Below are 14,483 nucleotides of genomic sequence, written 5' to 3'. Positions count from 1 at the left end.
AGGAGGGCTATTTATGGAATAAATATTCCCAGTATGCAAATGGTAGAATAAATATTCTTATCTTGGGTCCGGCACTGCCTGTGCAAACACCAATCTCGCTGTAGGAGCTGGTGTGCTCACGTGAGAAACAAATGGCTGCCTTCGGTTTACTCGCAGAACTCAATCAGGACAGGAACCCACCATCCACATTCAACGAAACCCCAGTCGTGTAGCTCGACGCATCACTGGCCAGGTACAACACCGCACCGGCCATTTCACTCGGGTCCGCTACACGCTTGAGCGGAATCTGCTGCAGCGCGGTTTTCAGGATGGCGTCGTTCTTTACCAGCGCCGAAGCGAACTTGGTGTCGGTCAGACCCGGTAGCAGGGCGTTGCATCGGATGCCGAATTGCGCGCATTCCTTGGCGAAGACTTTGGTCATGTTGATCACCGCCGCCTTGGTCACTGAGTAGATGCCCTGGAAGATCCCCGGCGAAATACCATTGATTGAGGCGACGTTGATGATGCTGCCGCCGCCGTGTTCGCGCATCAGCTTGCCGGCTTCCACCGACATGAAGAAGTAGCCGCGAATGTTCACGTCGACGGTTTTCTGGAAGGCGCTCAGGTCGGTGTCCAGTACGTTGCAGAACTGCGGGTTGGTCGCCGCGTTGTTGACCAGAATGTCCAGGCGCCCGAACTGTTCGCGGATGCCGGCGAAGACTTGGGTGATCTGCTCCATCTCACCGATGTGGCAGGCGACTGCCGTGGCCTTGCCGCCAGCGGCGATGATCGCGTCGGCGACGTGCTGGCAGCCGTCGAGTTTGCGGCTCGAAACGATGACGTGGGCACCTTGCTGCGCCAGCAGTTTGGCGATGGCTTCACCAATGCCGCGGCTGGCGCCGGAGACGAAAGCGATCTTGCCGTCGAGGTCGAACAACTGAGTCTTGGACATGATTTTTCCTTGTTATGGGCGCGATCAGAGGCTGGATTTATCAATGACTTGCAGGCTCATCTGCTCCAGCAGTTTGTTCATGTGAATGAACTGCGCGAAGCGTTTGTCCTGGGTCTGACCATGGAAGAAGCGGTAGTAGATCTGCTGCACGATGCCGGCCAGGCGGAACAGGCCGTAGGTGTAGTAGAAGTCGAAATTGTCGATCTGGATGCCCGCGCGTTCGGCGTAGTAATCGACGAATTCACGGCGGGTCAGCATGCCGGGAGCGTGGCTCGGCTGACGCCGCATCAATTGCACCGGCGCCGGGTCGTCGGCTTCGATCCAGTAGGCGAGGGTGTTGCCCAGGTCCATCAGCGGGTCGCCGAGGGTGGTCAGTTCCCAGTCCAGCACGCCGATGATCTGCATCGGATTCTCGGGGTCGAGGATCACGTTGTCGAAGCGGTAATCGTTGTGGACGATGCTCGACGTCGGGTGATCGGCCGGCATCTTGTCATTGAGCCAGGCCTTCACTGCTTCCCACTTCGGTGCATCCGGTGTCAGGGCTTTTTCGTAGCGCTCGCTCCAGCCTTTGATTTGCCGTGCCACATAGCCTTCGGGTTTTCCGAGGTCGCCCAGGCCATAGGCCTTGTAGTCGACCCGGTGCAGTTCCACGAACTTGTCGATGAAGCTCTTGCACAGGGTTTCGGTCTTCGCTGAATCAAGGCCTAGTTCCGGTGGTAGTTCGGAGCGCAGGATGATCCCCTTGACTCGTTCCATCACATAAAACTCGGCGCCAATTACTGACTCGTCGGTGCAGTGCACATAGGCTTTGGGGCAATAGGGAAAGCCGTCCCGCAGCTGATTGAGAATGCGAAATTCGCGGCCCATGTCGTGGGCGGACTTGGCCTTGTGGCCGAACGGTGGCCGACGCAGGACGAATTCCTGTTCGGGGTATTCCAGCAGGTAAGTCAGGTTCGACGCACCGCCCGGAAACTGGCTGATTTTCGGTAAGCCGCTCAGGCCCGGAATGTGCGCCTTGAGGTATGGATCGATCAGGCTGGCATCGAGTTCTTCGCCGGAGCGGATACGGGTGGACTGGTCAGTAAGCGCCATGCTTATCCCTTCTGCTTATTTTGGAGGCCAGACATCATTGACTAATCTAATGGTGCGCCGGGGTGGCCACAAGCGCGGCACGGTCTTATAGGTTAGCGTGTTGCCGGATAATCAGCGTTCCTGATGTGCGCGAACGGGCTCGGCGGACTATGGTTTCAGGGGAGCGTCGCTTCCAGGAAGGAGATTCGACATGGGCTGTCCGCAAGTTTGCGCCACCGCGACTCTGCAATGCAGTTTTGGCGCAGCGCCAGCGGTACTCAACGTGCTGCCGGTGAACCGCACAATGACCGGGGGCATGCCGGCGGCGAACATCATGGATCACATTCCGCTGGTCAACATCATGCCGTTCGGCACGTGCATGAGCATGGCCAACCCGATGGTCGCGGCCGCCACTGCCGCAGCGCTTGGCGTATTGACGCCGATGCCCTGCATTCCGGCCACCGCCACCCCGTGGATCCCCGGCGGCGCGCCGACCCTGCTGCTGGGCGGCATGCCGGCCATCGATGCCAACAGCACGCTGATGTGCAATTGGGCAGGGGTGATAAAAATCGTGATGCCGGGGCAAATGCAGATGCTCATTCCCTGACCGCACACGATCAAACTGTGGGAGCGGGCTTGCTCGCGAAGACGGCGTGTCAGGCAACATCGATGTTGAATGTGCCGGCCTCTTCGCGAGCAAGCCCGCTCCCACATTTGGATGTCAGTCGTACACAAAACTGTGTTCAACCGAAATCCCCTGTGTGCGAGCCTGCTCGCGATGTGGCCATGACAGTCACCACAACAGGCTCAGGCCTCGGCGGGATCACTCCAGCGCCTGAACCACCAGCGCACCCTCGAAATCGGCTTGCCCTCGGCATCCAGCGGTCGCCCATCGCTGGCAAAACCCTGTTCCGGTTCCAGTAACAGACCATTGAGATATCGAGCCTCGACGGCGGGTTTGCCGTTGGGATGAAAGCGCTGATACCGCCCCTCGCGCACACCATCGCGGTAGAACTCCGCCTCCGCCAGTTGCCCGTCGGGAAAGTAATTGAACGCCTCGCCATGCAGCAGCCCTCGGCGGTAAGTCGCCTTGCGCTGCAGCCAGCCTTGCGGCGCATAGAAACTCGCGACCCCCTGCAGCTTGTCACGAGCAAACGGCAGCTGCGCCGAGACCTTGCCATTGGGGTGGTAAAGCAGGGTAGTGCCTTGTAGCTCGCCCTGGCTGTACTGCAAATCGGCCTGCGCGCGACCGTCATCCTTGATGTGCAGTGCACCGTCGAGCTGGCCATCGAGCAAGCGACCTTTGAGCTGTTTATCGTTCTGCTGCAAGTCCAGCGGCGTGATGGCCATGGGTTCTCCTTGTCAGTTGACCTGCACCAGACCACCCTTGATGGTCAGCATGCCGCCACCGTCCACGGTCTGCGAAGCGGCGCCTTTGTTGGTCAGGCTGATCCCGGCATCGTTGGTCATGGTCGTGCCGGCCTTGTTCTCCAACGAGGTCCCCGCCTGATTGCTCAGGGACGTACCGGCCTTCTGGCTGATCGAGGTGCTGGCCTGGGCTGCCAGATCAGCGCCACTCTTGATCGCAAAACTGCCGCCGCTTTGCAGGGTCAGGGTACCGGTCACCTTGATGGTCAAATTGCCGTCCACCGTCAGGCTGTAATCGCCGGTGACCTTGTGCGTGTAGTTGCCACCGGTGCTGTGGGTCTGGTCCGCGCCCACGGTCACCGTGCGACTGTCCTTCACATCGAGAGTGTCACTGCCCGTCTGGATGGTCACGCTGCGTTTGCCTTTCTCCAGGGTCACGGTCTCGTCGCCTTCCTTCACCGTGCGCGTACGGGCGTTCTGTACGGTCAGGGTTTCGTCATGACCGACGGTGGCGGTGGTGTCGTTGAGCACGTTGATCTTCAGATCTTTTTGCGCCTGGAGAAACACTTCTTCGGCGTCCTTCTTGTCCTCGAATCGCAGCTCGTTGAAACCGCCACCGCCCTTGGACGATTGGGTCTTGATCCCGGACTGGGTCTGATTCGCTGGCAGCGCATAAGGCAGGGCGTTGTCACCGTTGTAGACGCAACCCGTCACCAGCGGTCGATCGGGATCGCCATCGATAAACGTCACGATCACTTCCTGGCCGATCCGTGGCACGAACTGCATGCCAAAACCTTTGCCGCTCCAGGGCAACACCACCCGCACCCAGCAGGAACTGGCTTCGTCGTTCTTGCCGTCGCGATCCCACGGGAACTGCAACTTGATCCGGCCGTATTCGTCGGTCCAGATTTCTTCGCCGGACTTGCCGACGACGATTGCCGTTTGCGTGTGCATGCGTGGCTTGGGTGTGATTCGCGTCGGACGGTAAGGCGTGGCCTTGGGGATGGCTTCGAAGCGATTACGATAACTGTCATGGCTGGCTTCGTGAGTCACCGCCGTTACCACCCAATCGATATTCAACGTCGAATCATCGTGCCCTGCGAGAGTGAACCAGTGCCCCGGCACCAGCCAGCGGCAGTCGCTTTCACCGACAAAACGCTTCTCCTGACTGCGCAATCCATCGACACGCTGCTTGGTCAGCGCATCGCCGCGCGCTTTGGCGTTGTAGCTACCGGGGTGCTCATACATCGACCGTGGCCCGGCGACTGCTTCGGCCTGGCTGTAGAGCGAGGTGGTCGGGGTGGTGAACTCGTAATCCGTCGCCTGATACACCCCGGCCACCGCCTGTACGCAGACCTGGCCGGAGCGAATGCCGTGCAGTTCTCGCTCACCCATTTGCTGGCCGAGGTAGGTGAGCTTCGGACCGTTGGGAATCTGCGGGAAGGCGTCGTTGCTGTCACCCAACACCAGGGTGTGCTTGCCGTCCTCATGGGTGAAAAACCAGAAAATCCCTTCCTCTTCCAGCAACCGTGAAACGAAGGCGAAATCGGTTTCGCCGTACTGCACGCAGTACTCGCGCGGGGTGTAAGTGCCGCTCAACGACAGCTTGAAATCGGTGAAACCGTGGGCTTTAAAAATTGTGATGACGATGTCTGAGGTACTGAGGTTCTGGAATACCCGGTTGTTGCTGGCCAGGGTCAGCCACCAGAGCCATGGCCTTAAAACAAGCTGATAGCGTTCGGCGGTGGCGTCGGCGGGGAGTTGGCGGATTTCGGCGACCAGCGCATCCATCGGGCGGGTCAGGGCGTCGTTGTGCAGGGTGGTGGTGAGGTGGGTGGCGATGGCGGTGGTCAGGGTTAATGAGGTGCCGTCATTGAGGCCATTCAAGGTCTGCCTGCCGAGGCCGTTGAGGGTTTCCTCGCCGGAAACGGACTCAGGATAAAGTGCCGCTAACGATGAGGCGGTCAGGGAAAGGCTGGTAGTTGTATCGATGGAACGGGGCATTAGAATCTGTTCATATGTTTATTTGAGCCCAGGCGGGATAATGGTCGCCTTTACTTGAGCTATATAATCCGCAAGAGTTAACGGCTCCTGCGGCAAAGTTATATAGCCAGAATCCATCCAGAGCGCCCCCGCCGAAGTGCGAACTACCCGGTATGGCCCATGCCCCAATAGCAGATCTTCCCGCAGCTTGATTGAAGTCTCCTCCCACAATGACGGGATTGGCACCTACCAGCGCGATAATTCGACCCATAAGATTTCCTGCTATCAGGTCCCAGTCATTTCCTGTCGGCGACCATGCATGAATGGTACATAAATAAAGCGTCGCTCCCCCACGGGCAATGGTTGTATACAGGACTCCTCGACTCACTCCGTCCGGGTGAACGATGATATTCGATGCCGTTGCACCCAATCCCTGGCGAGTAAGTACGCTGGTAGCGCCCTGGTAGCCGCCATGCCAGCGCGATCGTGTACCGCCATACAAAATCCCGGGCCTGCTGGAAGTTCCTGTGCGTCCCTGAAAGTCGTAGGTATATCCTTGAACGTCCCCCGACTCGGCCGACTCTTGTAAAAAAATAACGTCGGCGCCGTCGGTGAGCAGTTTTTCTACATGCACTTCAACAGCATTACTACCTTGCGTATTCCATGTCACACAAGTAAGCATGTAATAACTCCTTTCGCCCATCTGAATGGCTTAATTAGGTCGCTTCACCTACTGAAAAATTTGTCTTGATCAATTTTTGCATCAATATCTTTATCTCGCTCAGCAAGTTCTCTGGTTGGGAGGTGATTGTATGGGTGGCTGCGGATATTTTTGCTTTCTTGCCTTCTTCTTTCATCAGGCTTTTTGACGATGTTTTAACATCAAGCTCTTCGTCTTCGTCAACTTCAAGCTGGTAATAGATCGAGCCATTGTTTTTTCCTCCTACCAACGTGATATGGAAATAAGTCCACATCCCTGAGTCATTGGGGACAATGGATATATGAGCCCTGTTCTGACCGATCTTGAGACCGTCAAGCACTAGCATCCCGGAGCGGGTACTAGTCACCAGCCCTGTACCGCCAACTGCGCCAATTACCTCCACGTCCTCGCCGTAGATTTTTCCGGTGTTGATGATCGAGTTCACCATGGGCGTCCAGGGATCTTGTGTGGAAATACTTGCCGCCGTGAGTGTGGATTGCGCATAAGTCATGATTTTCGTCACTCCTGTAAAAGAAAAAGTATTCAAATGCCCCGCTTTCATGATCACCGGACAACCGGATGAGGACATTTACTCCAACACCCACTCCGCCAACTTCCCCGTCACCTGTGTCATCAACACATTCTCGACATCCCGTGCCCCGGCAGCACTGCACTTGGCCAACACCGCCTGCACTATCCCGGCATCAAACTCAAACTGTTTCCCGGTCGCGGCCTTATACCGTCCACGCAATTTCTCCAGTTTCGCCAACACAATCCCTTCCAGCGTCGTCTCATCCAGCGGCCGATACGCCACCACCGTCATGCGCGCGAGAAACGCTGGTCGAAACGCTTTCAGCAGCACTTTGTGCAACGCTTCGTTGAAGGCATCGGTGCCCAGTTGCGTGGTCGGTGTGTCGAGCAGCAGTTCAGCACCGACATTGCTGGTGGCGAGCATCACGGTGTTTTTGAAGTCCACCACCAATCCGGTGCCGTCTTCCATCACGCCTTTGTCGAAGACGTTGTAAAAGGCTTCGAGCACATCCGGATGGGCTTTTTCGATTTCATCCAGCAGCACCACCGAATAAGGTTTTCGCCGCACCGCTTCGGTGAGTACGCCACCGCTGCCGTAACCGACGTAGCCGGGCGGGGCGCCTTTGAGTTGGCTGACGGTGTGGGCTTCCTGGTATTCCGAGAGGTTGATACTGATGAGGTTGCGTTCGCCGCCGTAGAGCGCGTCGGCCAACGCATAAGCGGTTTCGGTTTTGCCCACGCCCGTGGGGCCGACCAGCAGGAATACGCCGACTGGTTTTTGCGGGTCGGTGAGGCCGGCGCGGTAGGCTTGCAGGCGTTGGGCGATGGTGTTCAGCGCGGTGCTTTGGCCCATGACCCGTTGGCCCATGCGCTGGCCGAGGGTGCGTACGGCGTGGGCTTCGTCGGCGAGCATTTTGCCCACCGGAATTCCGGTCCAGCCGGCGATGACGGCGGCCACGGTTTTTGCGTCGACCTGTTCCGGCACCAGCGGATCGTCCTGGCGAATGGCGTCCAGACCGGCCTCGAGTCGTACCAGTTCAGCAGCCAGATGATCGATACGGCTGTCGGTGGCTTCGTCCGGTTTTTCGTTGTCGGCGCGTTCGCTCAAGGTGAGTAACTCGCGGCGGGTTTCCAGCAGTTCGCGCACGGCGATCCGTTCTTCGTTCCAGCGGATTTCCATGTCGCGAATGGACTGCACATTACTGACGGATTCGGTTTCCAGCAGGGTGATGCGTTCACGATGATCGAGCCCGGTGGCTTGTTCGCGACGCAGGCGTTCGACTTCGTCTTTGAGACTTTGCTGGCGATGACGCAGGCTTTCCAGCGGTGGCGGCACGTCGTGCTGGCCAAGGGCGACCCGGGCGCAAGCGGTGTCGAGCACGCTGATAGCCTTGTCCGGCAATTGCCGCCCGGAGATGTAGCGGTGGGACAGTTTCACCGCTTCGTGAATCGCCGCGTCCAGCACCTGCACGCCGTGGTGCTGTTCCAGTTTCGCGGCCACCCCACGGAGCATTTCCACGGCGGTGGTTTCGTCCGGTTCCTCGACTTGCACCAACTGAAAACGGCGGGCGAGGGCCGGGTCTTTCTCGAAGTATTTTTTGTACTCAAGCCAGGTCGTGGCGGCCAGGGTGCGCAACTCGCCACGGGCCAGCGCGGGTTTGAGCAGGTTGGCCGCGTCGCTGCCGCCTTCCGCGCCGCCAGCGCCAATCAGGGTGTGGGCTTCGTCGATGAATAGAATGATCGGTTTGTCGGCGTTGCGCACCGCGTCAATTACACCTTTGAGCCGCTGTTCGAACTCGCCTTTGACCCCGGCGCCGGCCTGCAACAAACCGAGGTCGAGCACCCGCAGACTGACTTCCTGCAACGACGGCGGTACATCGCCAGCAGCAATGCGCAGGGCCAGACCTTCGACCACTGCCGTCTTGCCCACGCCCGGTGCGCCGACCAGGATCGGATTGTTCTGCCGACGCCTGAGCAGGATGTCGATGCACTGGCGAATCTCGCCGTCGCGCCCGACGATGGGGTCGATGCGCCCGGCGTGGGCGTCGGCGGTCAGGTCCTGGGTGAACTGATCGAGCACCGAATCCTGTTTCGGCTGCGGCTTGCCGGCATTGACAGGCCGCGTGCCGCCGACGTGTTCGCGAGAGTTTTCGGTCCACTCCAGCAGGTTGCTGCGCAAGGCTTCCCGCGGAATTTTCAACAGCGACGAGGCGCTATTGAGCAGCAGGCTGCGGCGTTCATCGCGGTCGAGCAAGGCCAGCAGCAGCAAGCCGGAACGGATGCTGTCGAGACCGAGCACACTGGCCTGAACCACCGCGTCTTCGAGCAGCCCGATGGTTTGCGCCGAGAGCGCCGGGGTGCGGGTGCTGCCGGATTTGAACAGTTCCAGGGCCTTGTTGATTTCCGCCGTCAGGGCATCGCGCTCCAGGCCGAAGCGCGGCAGCAGCCAGGCGAAGTCACCGCCCTCGATGTCCAGCAATTCAAGCAGCAGGTGCTCGATTTCGACGTAATGATGACCCCGTTGCAGGCAGCGTTGCGCGGCCCGTTCGAGGGCGCGGCGGTTGTCCGGGTTGAGGCGTCCGATCAGGCTGGCCAGTTCCATGTTCAGGTGATCTCCAGCTGACGAAGACGGGTTTCGATCTGCTGCACGGCGAGGCTGGTCTGGCGTTGCAGGCCACCGTTCCAGCTGAGCAAAGGCGGGGCCTGGCGACCGAGTTTTATCGGGCTGGCACCGCGCACCAACAGCACCAGCGTGCAATCCAGATCGGGGCCGAAATACAGCGCGCTGAGGCTGGCCAGTGCCGGATGGGATTCGCCATCGGGCAGAAACCGCGTCGCCTGCGCCGAGGTCAGCGGGCCGAGGGTCAGGCGGATGCCGGCGTGTTCATCCCAGACCCGGGTGCCGGCCACGGCGCTGCGGCCCAGTTGCAGGTTGCGGCCGCCCGGTTGCAGGCGACTGCGACTGGCGGGTGGGATTTCCCGCCAGGCACCTTCATAGGCGCTGAGTGCGACCGGCAGTTCGAAGTGCTCGCGCACGATCGCGGCGAAGCCGGCGAGGGAGCGACGACCGTCGGCAAACAGCGCGCTGCATGCCAGTACGGCGGAATCGGGAACGGCCTGACGTTCCTGCAAGGCTTTGGGCAACAACCCGGTCAGCGCCCGCAGTTGCGCCTGCACCGGGGACGCGCCGGGGGCCGTAAAACCGACGGCAATCCGGTGTTTGCGCATCACCTTGTACAGCAAGCTGAGCAAGCGATGCTGGAACAGGTCGAGGAATTCGGCCGGCGCATGATCCTTGGCGCGAGCCCTCTGTTGCAGCCATTCCTGATAGGCGTAGGGCAGGGGGCCGTCGGGCCCGCCGAGGCCAAACACCGGGGTACTGAGCGTCGGTTGCTGACCGGGTTCCTGGGTCAGGCTTTCGATTTCGCTGGCGGAAAAAAGCGCCGTCAACGGCCCGCGCAGGCGCAGGGCTTCCGCTTGAGGCGCGGTGCCGCTGCCCAGGGATTCGGCTTGCGGGTGTTCACGCTCCAGCAGCAGCAACGCCTGCAATAACTCGAACGCCTGCGGGTCGCGCCGCAGCTTCTGGCTCAGGCTCAGAGGGAAAGCGGCATGCCGGCTTGGGGTTGCCATGTCTTGACCTCCTTGTCTGACTGGACCAGGACCGTGCGCACAAAGCGATTGGCCGTGGCATAGAGTGAAAAGAACTGCGCCAGCACCGCTGAAAACAACACGGCGCTGCTGCCGACGAAATGCTGCGGATCGAGTTGCAGCTGAACCTCCAGCCCATTGCGCCAGCCGCGCCAGGCATCTTCGCCGACATGGGCGATCACTCGTTCGCAGCCAAGACTTATCAAACCTTCGATCTGCCGCAGGGCGCTGGCCTCGTCACGCAGGTTATGCAGTTGGAGGATTTCCTTGAGGGCATCCAGCGCCTGCGGACCCTCGACCAGTGACAAATGATTGAGGGTCAGTTGCGACACCAACCGCCAACGGGATTCGCCATCCAGGCGCGGCAAACTCTGCGGGCTGGGAGGGTTGCGCAGACGAGCCCAGGCCACTGGCCCCGGTCGTTCGAAACCCAGTGGCGTACCGGCCGGCAGGCTTTGGGCCAGGTGTCGGTTGGTACACAGCAGTTCGGCGGTGAGGCTATATTCGGTGGTCTCGGACAATGGGTCGAGCCGGGTGTCCACCAGGCTCACCATCAGGTCGGTGCCCAGACGATTCGGGGTCATGCCGCTGACCCGTCGCGCGTGCCAGTAGCATTGCTTTTCACCGCCGATATGCTGGCTGCCGTAATAGGCGGGAACGCGCAGCACACCCTGACTGGAACTGGCGCGCATCGCCCGGATGCTGTGGATCTCGACGCTGTTTTCCCGATGACTGTCGGCCACCAGGCGGTACTCGCTGCGGGTGCCGTCCGGGCGCAGGGGCTCCGAGGTTCGCGGAAACAGGTTGATCACCGGCGCACAGCCCAAGGCGAAGTCGCTGGCTTGAAGGTGCAGACGGCTGGCCGGGGCGCGGTCAAAGACGATGTACAGGTACAGCGTCTGGCTGTCGCTGGTGGCACCGGCCAACGGGATATCGAAGAAATTGAATTTGTCCGGGAAGGCAAAGTACTCGGCGAGCAGGCGCATGCCCGGATGCACGCCGTCCTCGTCCGGCAACAGCACCTCGTCGCTGGCAAAACCGACAATGTCTGGCAGCCCGGCCAGCACTTTCGGCACGCTGCCGATGGGGCCGGCCAGCACCTTCACGGCGTGGGCGCCGAGCAGGTCATACAGGCAGGCATTGATCACCGGGGAGGCGGCCAGGTGCACGCGCAACTGTTTGATCGCCAACTCCGACCACTGGCTTTCGCCGAGGCAACGCAGGCTCAGGCGCAGGGCCGAGCGCGCTTGCGCCACACCGGTCAGGGCCTGCGCTTCGTCGCTGCCCAGCAACAGCGCTTCATTGATTTCCAGCGGCCACAAGCGAACCGCGGCGCTGGTGCGAAAATGGATGCTTTCGCCTTTGCTGGTGGTGACGAACAGCGGCGTGTCTCGTGGCAGCGGGTAACCGCCGGCGAGGTTGCCCTTGCTCGGGTCCGGCTCGAACTGCACGATCGCGCAGGACGGTAATGGCCGCATCGCCAGCGGGTAAAGCTGTTCGAGCAAGGCGTCGCTGAATTCGGCGTAGTCGTCATCGAGCCGCCGTTGCAAGCGCGCCGCGAGCAAGGCGAAACCTTCGAGCAGGCGTTCGACATGCGGGTCGGGGCATTCACCGGGGGACAATTCCAGGCGTCTGGCGACCTTGGGATAACGCTCGGCAAAAAGGCTCCCGGCGTGCCGCAGCCAGGTCAGTTCGCGCTGGTAGTAATCGAGCAGTTGCGGGTCAATCGAGTCGCTCATGACGCACCTCAAGGCCATCGCCGGCCTTCTCGATGACAAATGCCACGGGCCAGTGCTGCTGGCCGCTGCGCAACTCGCCCAGCAGCCGAATGCTCAGTTGCTGCGGATGGCCGGGGACCGGATTGACCTGAACCTCGCCCAGTTGCAGGCGCGGTTCGAAGTGGGTGATGGCCACGCGGACTTCCCGTGCCAACTGACGACGGTCATCGCTGCGCTGCTGTTGCAAGGCGGTCCAGTCAGCGATGCCGTAGTCGAGAATGCTCGGCGGGGAGGTCAGTGGACGTTGGCCGCGTCGGGTATTGAACAGGCGCAGCAACTCCGTGTGCACCGAGTCGAGCAGCCCCTGGCGATCGAACACCTGCACGGTGTCGACCTCGCTTGCGGCGAGGCGCTCGAACAACGGTGGGAGAATACCGGTGCCTGCCATGGCCGACGCGTCCGCTTACTTGGCTTTGATGAGCTTGTTGGCGGCCATGTCCCAGGTCGAGGCGGCCGTGCCCTCCTTGGTGCCGTCGTCTTTCTGGGCGGTGAGCTCCCACTTGATCTTGGTGAAGTTCAGTGACAGGGTTTCCACCGGTTTGCCACCGGTACCGCCACTGACGCTGACGTTGGACAGCACGACGTTGGTCAGGGTGTAGATGATGAACGGCATCAGCTGACCGCTGCCTTCGGCGGCGTTGCGGCCGATGGTGATTTTGGCTTCCGGGATCGGTTTGCCGGCGCAGCAATACTCGTTGAGAGAGGGTGTCGAGCTGTCGACGAATTTGGTCAGGGTGAACTCGCCGATGTGCGGCTTGCCGGAGGTCCGCTCCGAGTTGCTGACGTCGTTGGTCACCTGCATCGCCACGTTGTGGCTGTAGGACATGACTTCGATTTTGTCCTTGTAACCCTCGAGCAGGCTATCGCCTTTGATGTCGCCGCCGAGGTCGAGAATGATTGCATCCATCGCATGAAACTCCTGAAAGTAATCGTGCTAGATAAGCAGGGGGAATCCCGCCGGGTTGGCCGGCGGGAGGCAGGTCAGGCGGCTACCGGTGGCGGCAGGGTCGCGACCAGGCGGATCGATGCGGTCAGCTCTTCGAGCTGGAAGTGCGGCCGCAGGAACACCGTGGCCTTGTAGGCACCCGGTTTGCCGGCGACCTCGGTCACATCCACCCGGGCTTCACGCAACGGGTACTGCGCCTTGATCTCTTGCGGCGCGTTGTCGTTGATCAGCACGTAGTCGGCGATCCAGTTGTTGAGGTAGGTCTGCACGTTGTCGCGGGTCATGAAGCTGCCGACCTTGTCGCGCATGATCACCTTCAGGTAGTGGGCGAAGCGCGAGGCCGCGAGCACGTACGGCAACATCGCCGAGATCCGCGCGTTGGCGTTCGCCTCATTGGTGTTGTAGAGCTTGGACTTGTTGGTGGTCTGGCCGCCGAAGAACACCGCCACATCGCTATTTTTTTTGTGACACAGGGCGATGAAACCGAGGTCATTGAGCTCTTTCTCGCGACGGTCGGTGATCGCCACTTCGGTCGGGCATTTGAGCGACAGATCACCAGAGGTGGTGCGGAAGGTATGGGCCGGCAGGCCTTCCACCGCACCACCGCCTTCGGCACCGCGAATCGCCGCGCACCAGCCGTACTTGGCGAAGGCTTCGGTGATTCGTTGCGACAAGGCCCACGCGGCATTGCCCCACAGGTATTTGCCGTGGTCGCTGCCGTTGACGTCTTCGACGTAGTTGATGCCTTCCACCGGCGATGTGTCAGGGCCGTAGGGCAGACGCAGCAGGAAGTGCGGCAGCACCAGCGACACGTAGCGCGAATCTTCGCTTTCGCGGAACGAGCGCCACTTGATCAGCTCCTGGCTTTCGAAGACTTTCGACAGGTCACGGGGCACGGCCAGTTCGGTGAAGCTGTTCATGTCGAACAGCCGAGGGCTGGCGGCAGCAATGAACGGCGCGTGAGCGGCCGCGGCGACGTTCGAGAGTTTCTCCAGCAGGCCGATGTCCTGCGGGTGCCGGCCGAAGGTGTAGTCACCCACCAGCAGGCTGAACGGGTGGCCGCCGAAGGTGCCGTATTCTTCTTCGTAGATCTTCTTGAACAGCGCGCTCTGGTCGAACTCGACGGCTTTTTCCAGATCGTTCTGCAGCTCTTTCTGGGTCACGTTGAGCAGACGCAGTTTCAGTCGGGAACTGGTCTCGGTGTTTTTCACCAGCAGGTGCAGGCCGCGCCAGGAGGCTTCGAGTTTTTGCAGGTCCGGGTGGTGCAACACTTCGTTGAGTTGAGCGCTGATCAGCTCGTCGATCTGGCTGATGCGGTCGTTGATCATCGCCACGGTGTCCTTGTCGATGGCCATGCCTTCGTCGAGTACCTGGGTGGCGAATTCCGCGAGCATGTCGCGGGCGTAATCTTGCTGGCTGTCGTCATGGGCCATGCGGCCTTTGGCGATGATTTCATCGAGCAGAGACAAGGTCTGGGCGGTACTGTCGCTGGCTTGGCTCTGGGCGGCGGATGAGGCGGGCATGGCA

At 60.5% G+C, this 14,483-nt stretch carries 13 protein-coding genes; 1 reads left to right on the top strand and 12 read right to left on the bottom strand.

Translation table 11 applies throughout. The features are described from left to right. Positions 1-163 precede the first annotated feature (163 nt). Complete coding sequence (locus KW837_RS13365; protein WP_008009686.1) at positions 164-931, bottom strand: SDR family oxidoreductase; 768 nt, start codon at positions 929-931, stop codon at positions 164-166. 24 nt (positions 932-955) lie between these two features. Next, positions 956-2,023: a phosphotransferase family protein gene (locus tag KW837_RS13360; protein WP_218396334.1), complete on the bottom strand. Its 1,068-nt coding sequence runs from the start codon at positions 2,021-2,023 to the stop codon at positions 956-958. 190 nt (positions 2,024-2,213) lie between these two features. Between KW837_RS13360 and KW837_RS13355 the strand changes: the two genes are divergently transcribed. Further along, positions 2,214-2,609, top strand: coding sequence for a DUF4280 domain-containing protein (locus KW837_RS13355; RefSeq protein WP_218396331.1), 396 nt, complete (start codon positions 2,214-2,216; stop codon positions 2,607-2,609). A 200-nt stretch (positions 2,610-2,809) separates the two neighbouring features. On the opposite strand, the gene KW837_RS13350 is transcribed toward KW837_RS13355, so the two are convergent. From KW837_RS13350 to tssC, 10 genes are all read right to left on the bottom strand, one after another. Continuing rightward, entirely contained in the window at positions 2,810-3,352 is a 543-nt protein-coding gene (locus KW837_RS13350) for a toxin-antitoxin system YwqK family antitoxin (protein ID WP_218396328.1), read from the bottom strand. A gap of 12 nt (positions 3,353-3,364) precedes the next feature. Beyond that, a complete protein-coding gene (gene tssI, locus KW837_RS13345) occupies positions 3,365-5,374 on the bottom strand; it encodes a type VI secretion system tip protein VgrG (protein ID WP_218396326.1) in 2,010 nt (669 codons plus the stop codon). 10 nt (positions 5,375-5,384) lie between these two features. Then, a complete protein-coding gene (locus KW837_RS13340; RefSeq protein WP_218396322.1) occupies positions 5,385-6,035 on the bottom strand; it encodes an endonuclease/exonuclease/phosphatase family protein in 651 nt (216 codons plus the stop codon). Positions 6,036-6,069: 34 nt separating this feature from the next. Then, entirely contained in the window at positions 6,070-6,564 is a 495-nt protein-coding gene (locus KW837_RS13335; protein ID WP_218396319.1) for a hypothetical protein, read from the bottom strand. Positions 6,565-6,642: 78 nt separating this feature from the next. Next, positions 6,643-9,186 (bottom strand): type VI secretion system ATPase TssH, encoded by a 2,544-nt coding sequence (gene tssH, locus KW837_RS13330; protein WP_218396317.1) that lies wholly within the window; start codon positions 9,184-9,186, stop codon positions 6,643-6,645. A gap of 2 nt (positions 9,187-9,188) precedes the next feature. Next, positions 9,189-10,214 carry a type VI secretion system baseplate subunit TssG gene (gene tssG, locus KW837_RS13325; RefSeq protein WP_218396315.1) on the bottom strand — a complete coding sequence of 342 codons (1,026 nt, stop codon included), beginning with the start codon at positions 10,212-10,214 and terminating at the stop codon, positions 9,189-9,191. Further along, entirely contained in the window at positions 10,178-11,971 is a 1,794-nt protein-coding gene (gene tssF, locus KW837_RS13320; protein ID WP_218396313.1) for a type VI secretion system baseplate subunit TssF, read from the bottom strand. Before tssF ends, tssG begins: the two co-directional genes overlap by 37 nt. Beyond that, positions 11,955-12,398: a type VI secretion system baseplate subunit TssE gene (tssE, locus tag KW837_RS13315; RefSeq protein WP_192343647.1), complete on the bottom strand. Its 444-nt coding sequence runs from the start codon at positions 12,396-12,398 to the stop codon at positions 11,955-11,957. The genes tssF and tssE overlap by 17 nt, the downstream gene beginning before the upstream one ends. Before the next feature lie 15 nt (positions 12,399-12,413). Then, complete coding sequence (locus KW837_RS13310) at positions 12,414-12,917, bottom strand: Hcp family type VI secretion system effector (RefSeq protein ID WP_038984147.1); 504 nt, start codon at positions 12,915-12,917, stop codon at positions 12,414-12,416. A gap of 74 nt (positions 12,918-12,991) precedes the next feature. Continuing rightward, positions 12,992-14,479, bottom strand: coding sequence for a type VI secretion system contractile sheath large subunit (gene tssC, locus KW837_RS13305; protein WP_008067879.1), 1,488 nt, complete (start codon positions 14,477-14,479; stop codon positions 12,992-12,994). Between the last annotated feature and the right edge of the window lie 4 nt (positions 14,480-14,483).

Source organism: Pseudomonas sp. PDM24, assembly GCF_019218905.1.
GTDB lineage: Bacteria > Pseudomonadota > Gammaproteobacteria > Pseudomonadales > Pseudomonadaceae > Aquipseudomonas.
This window is presented reverse-complemented; position numbering and strand designations above follow the sequence as displayed.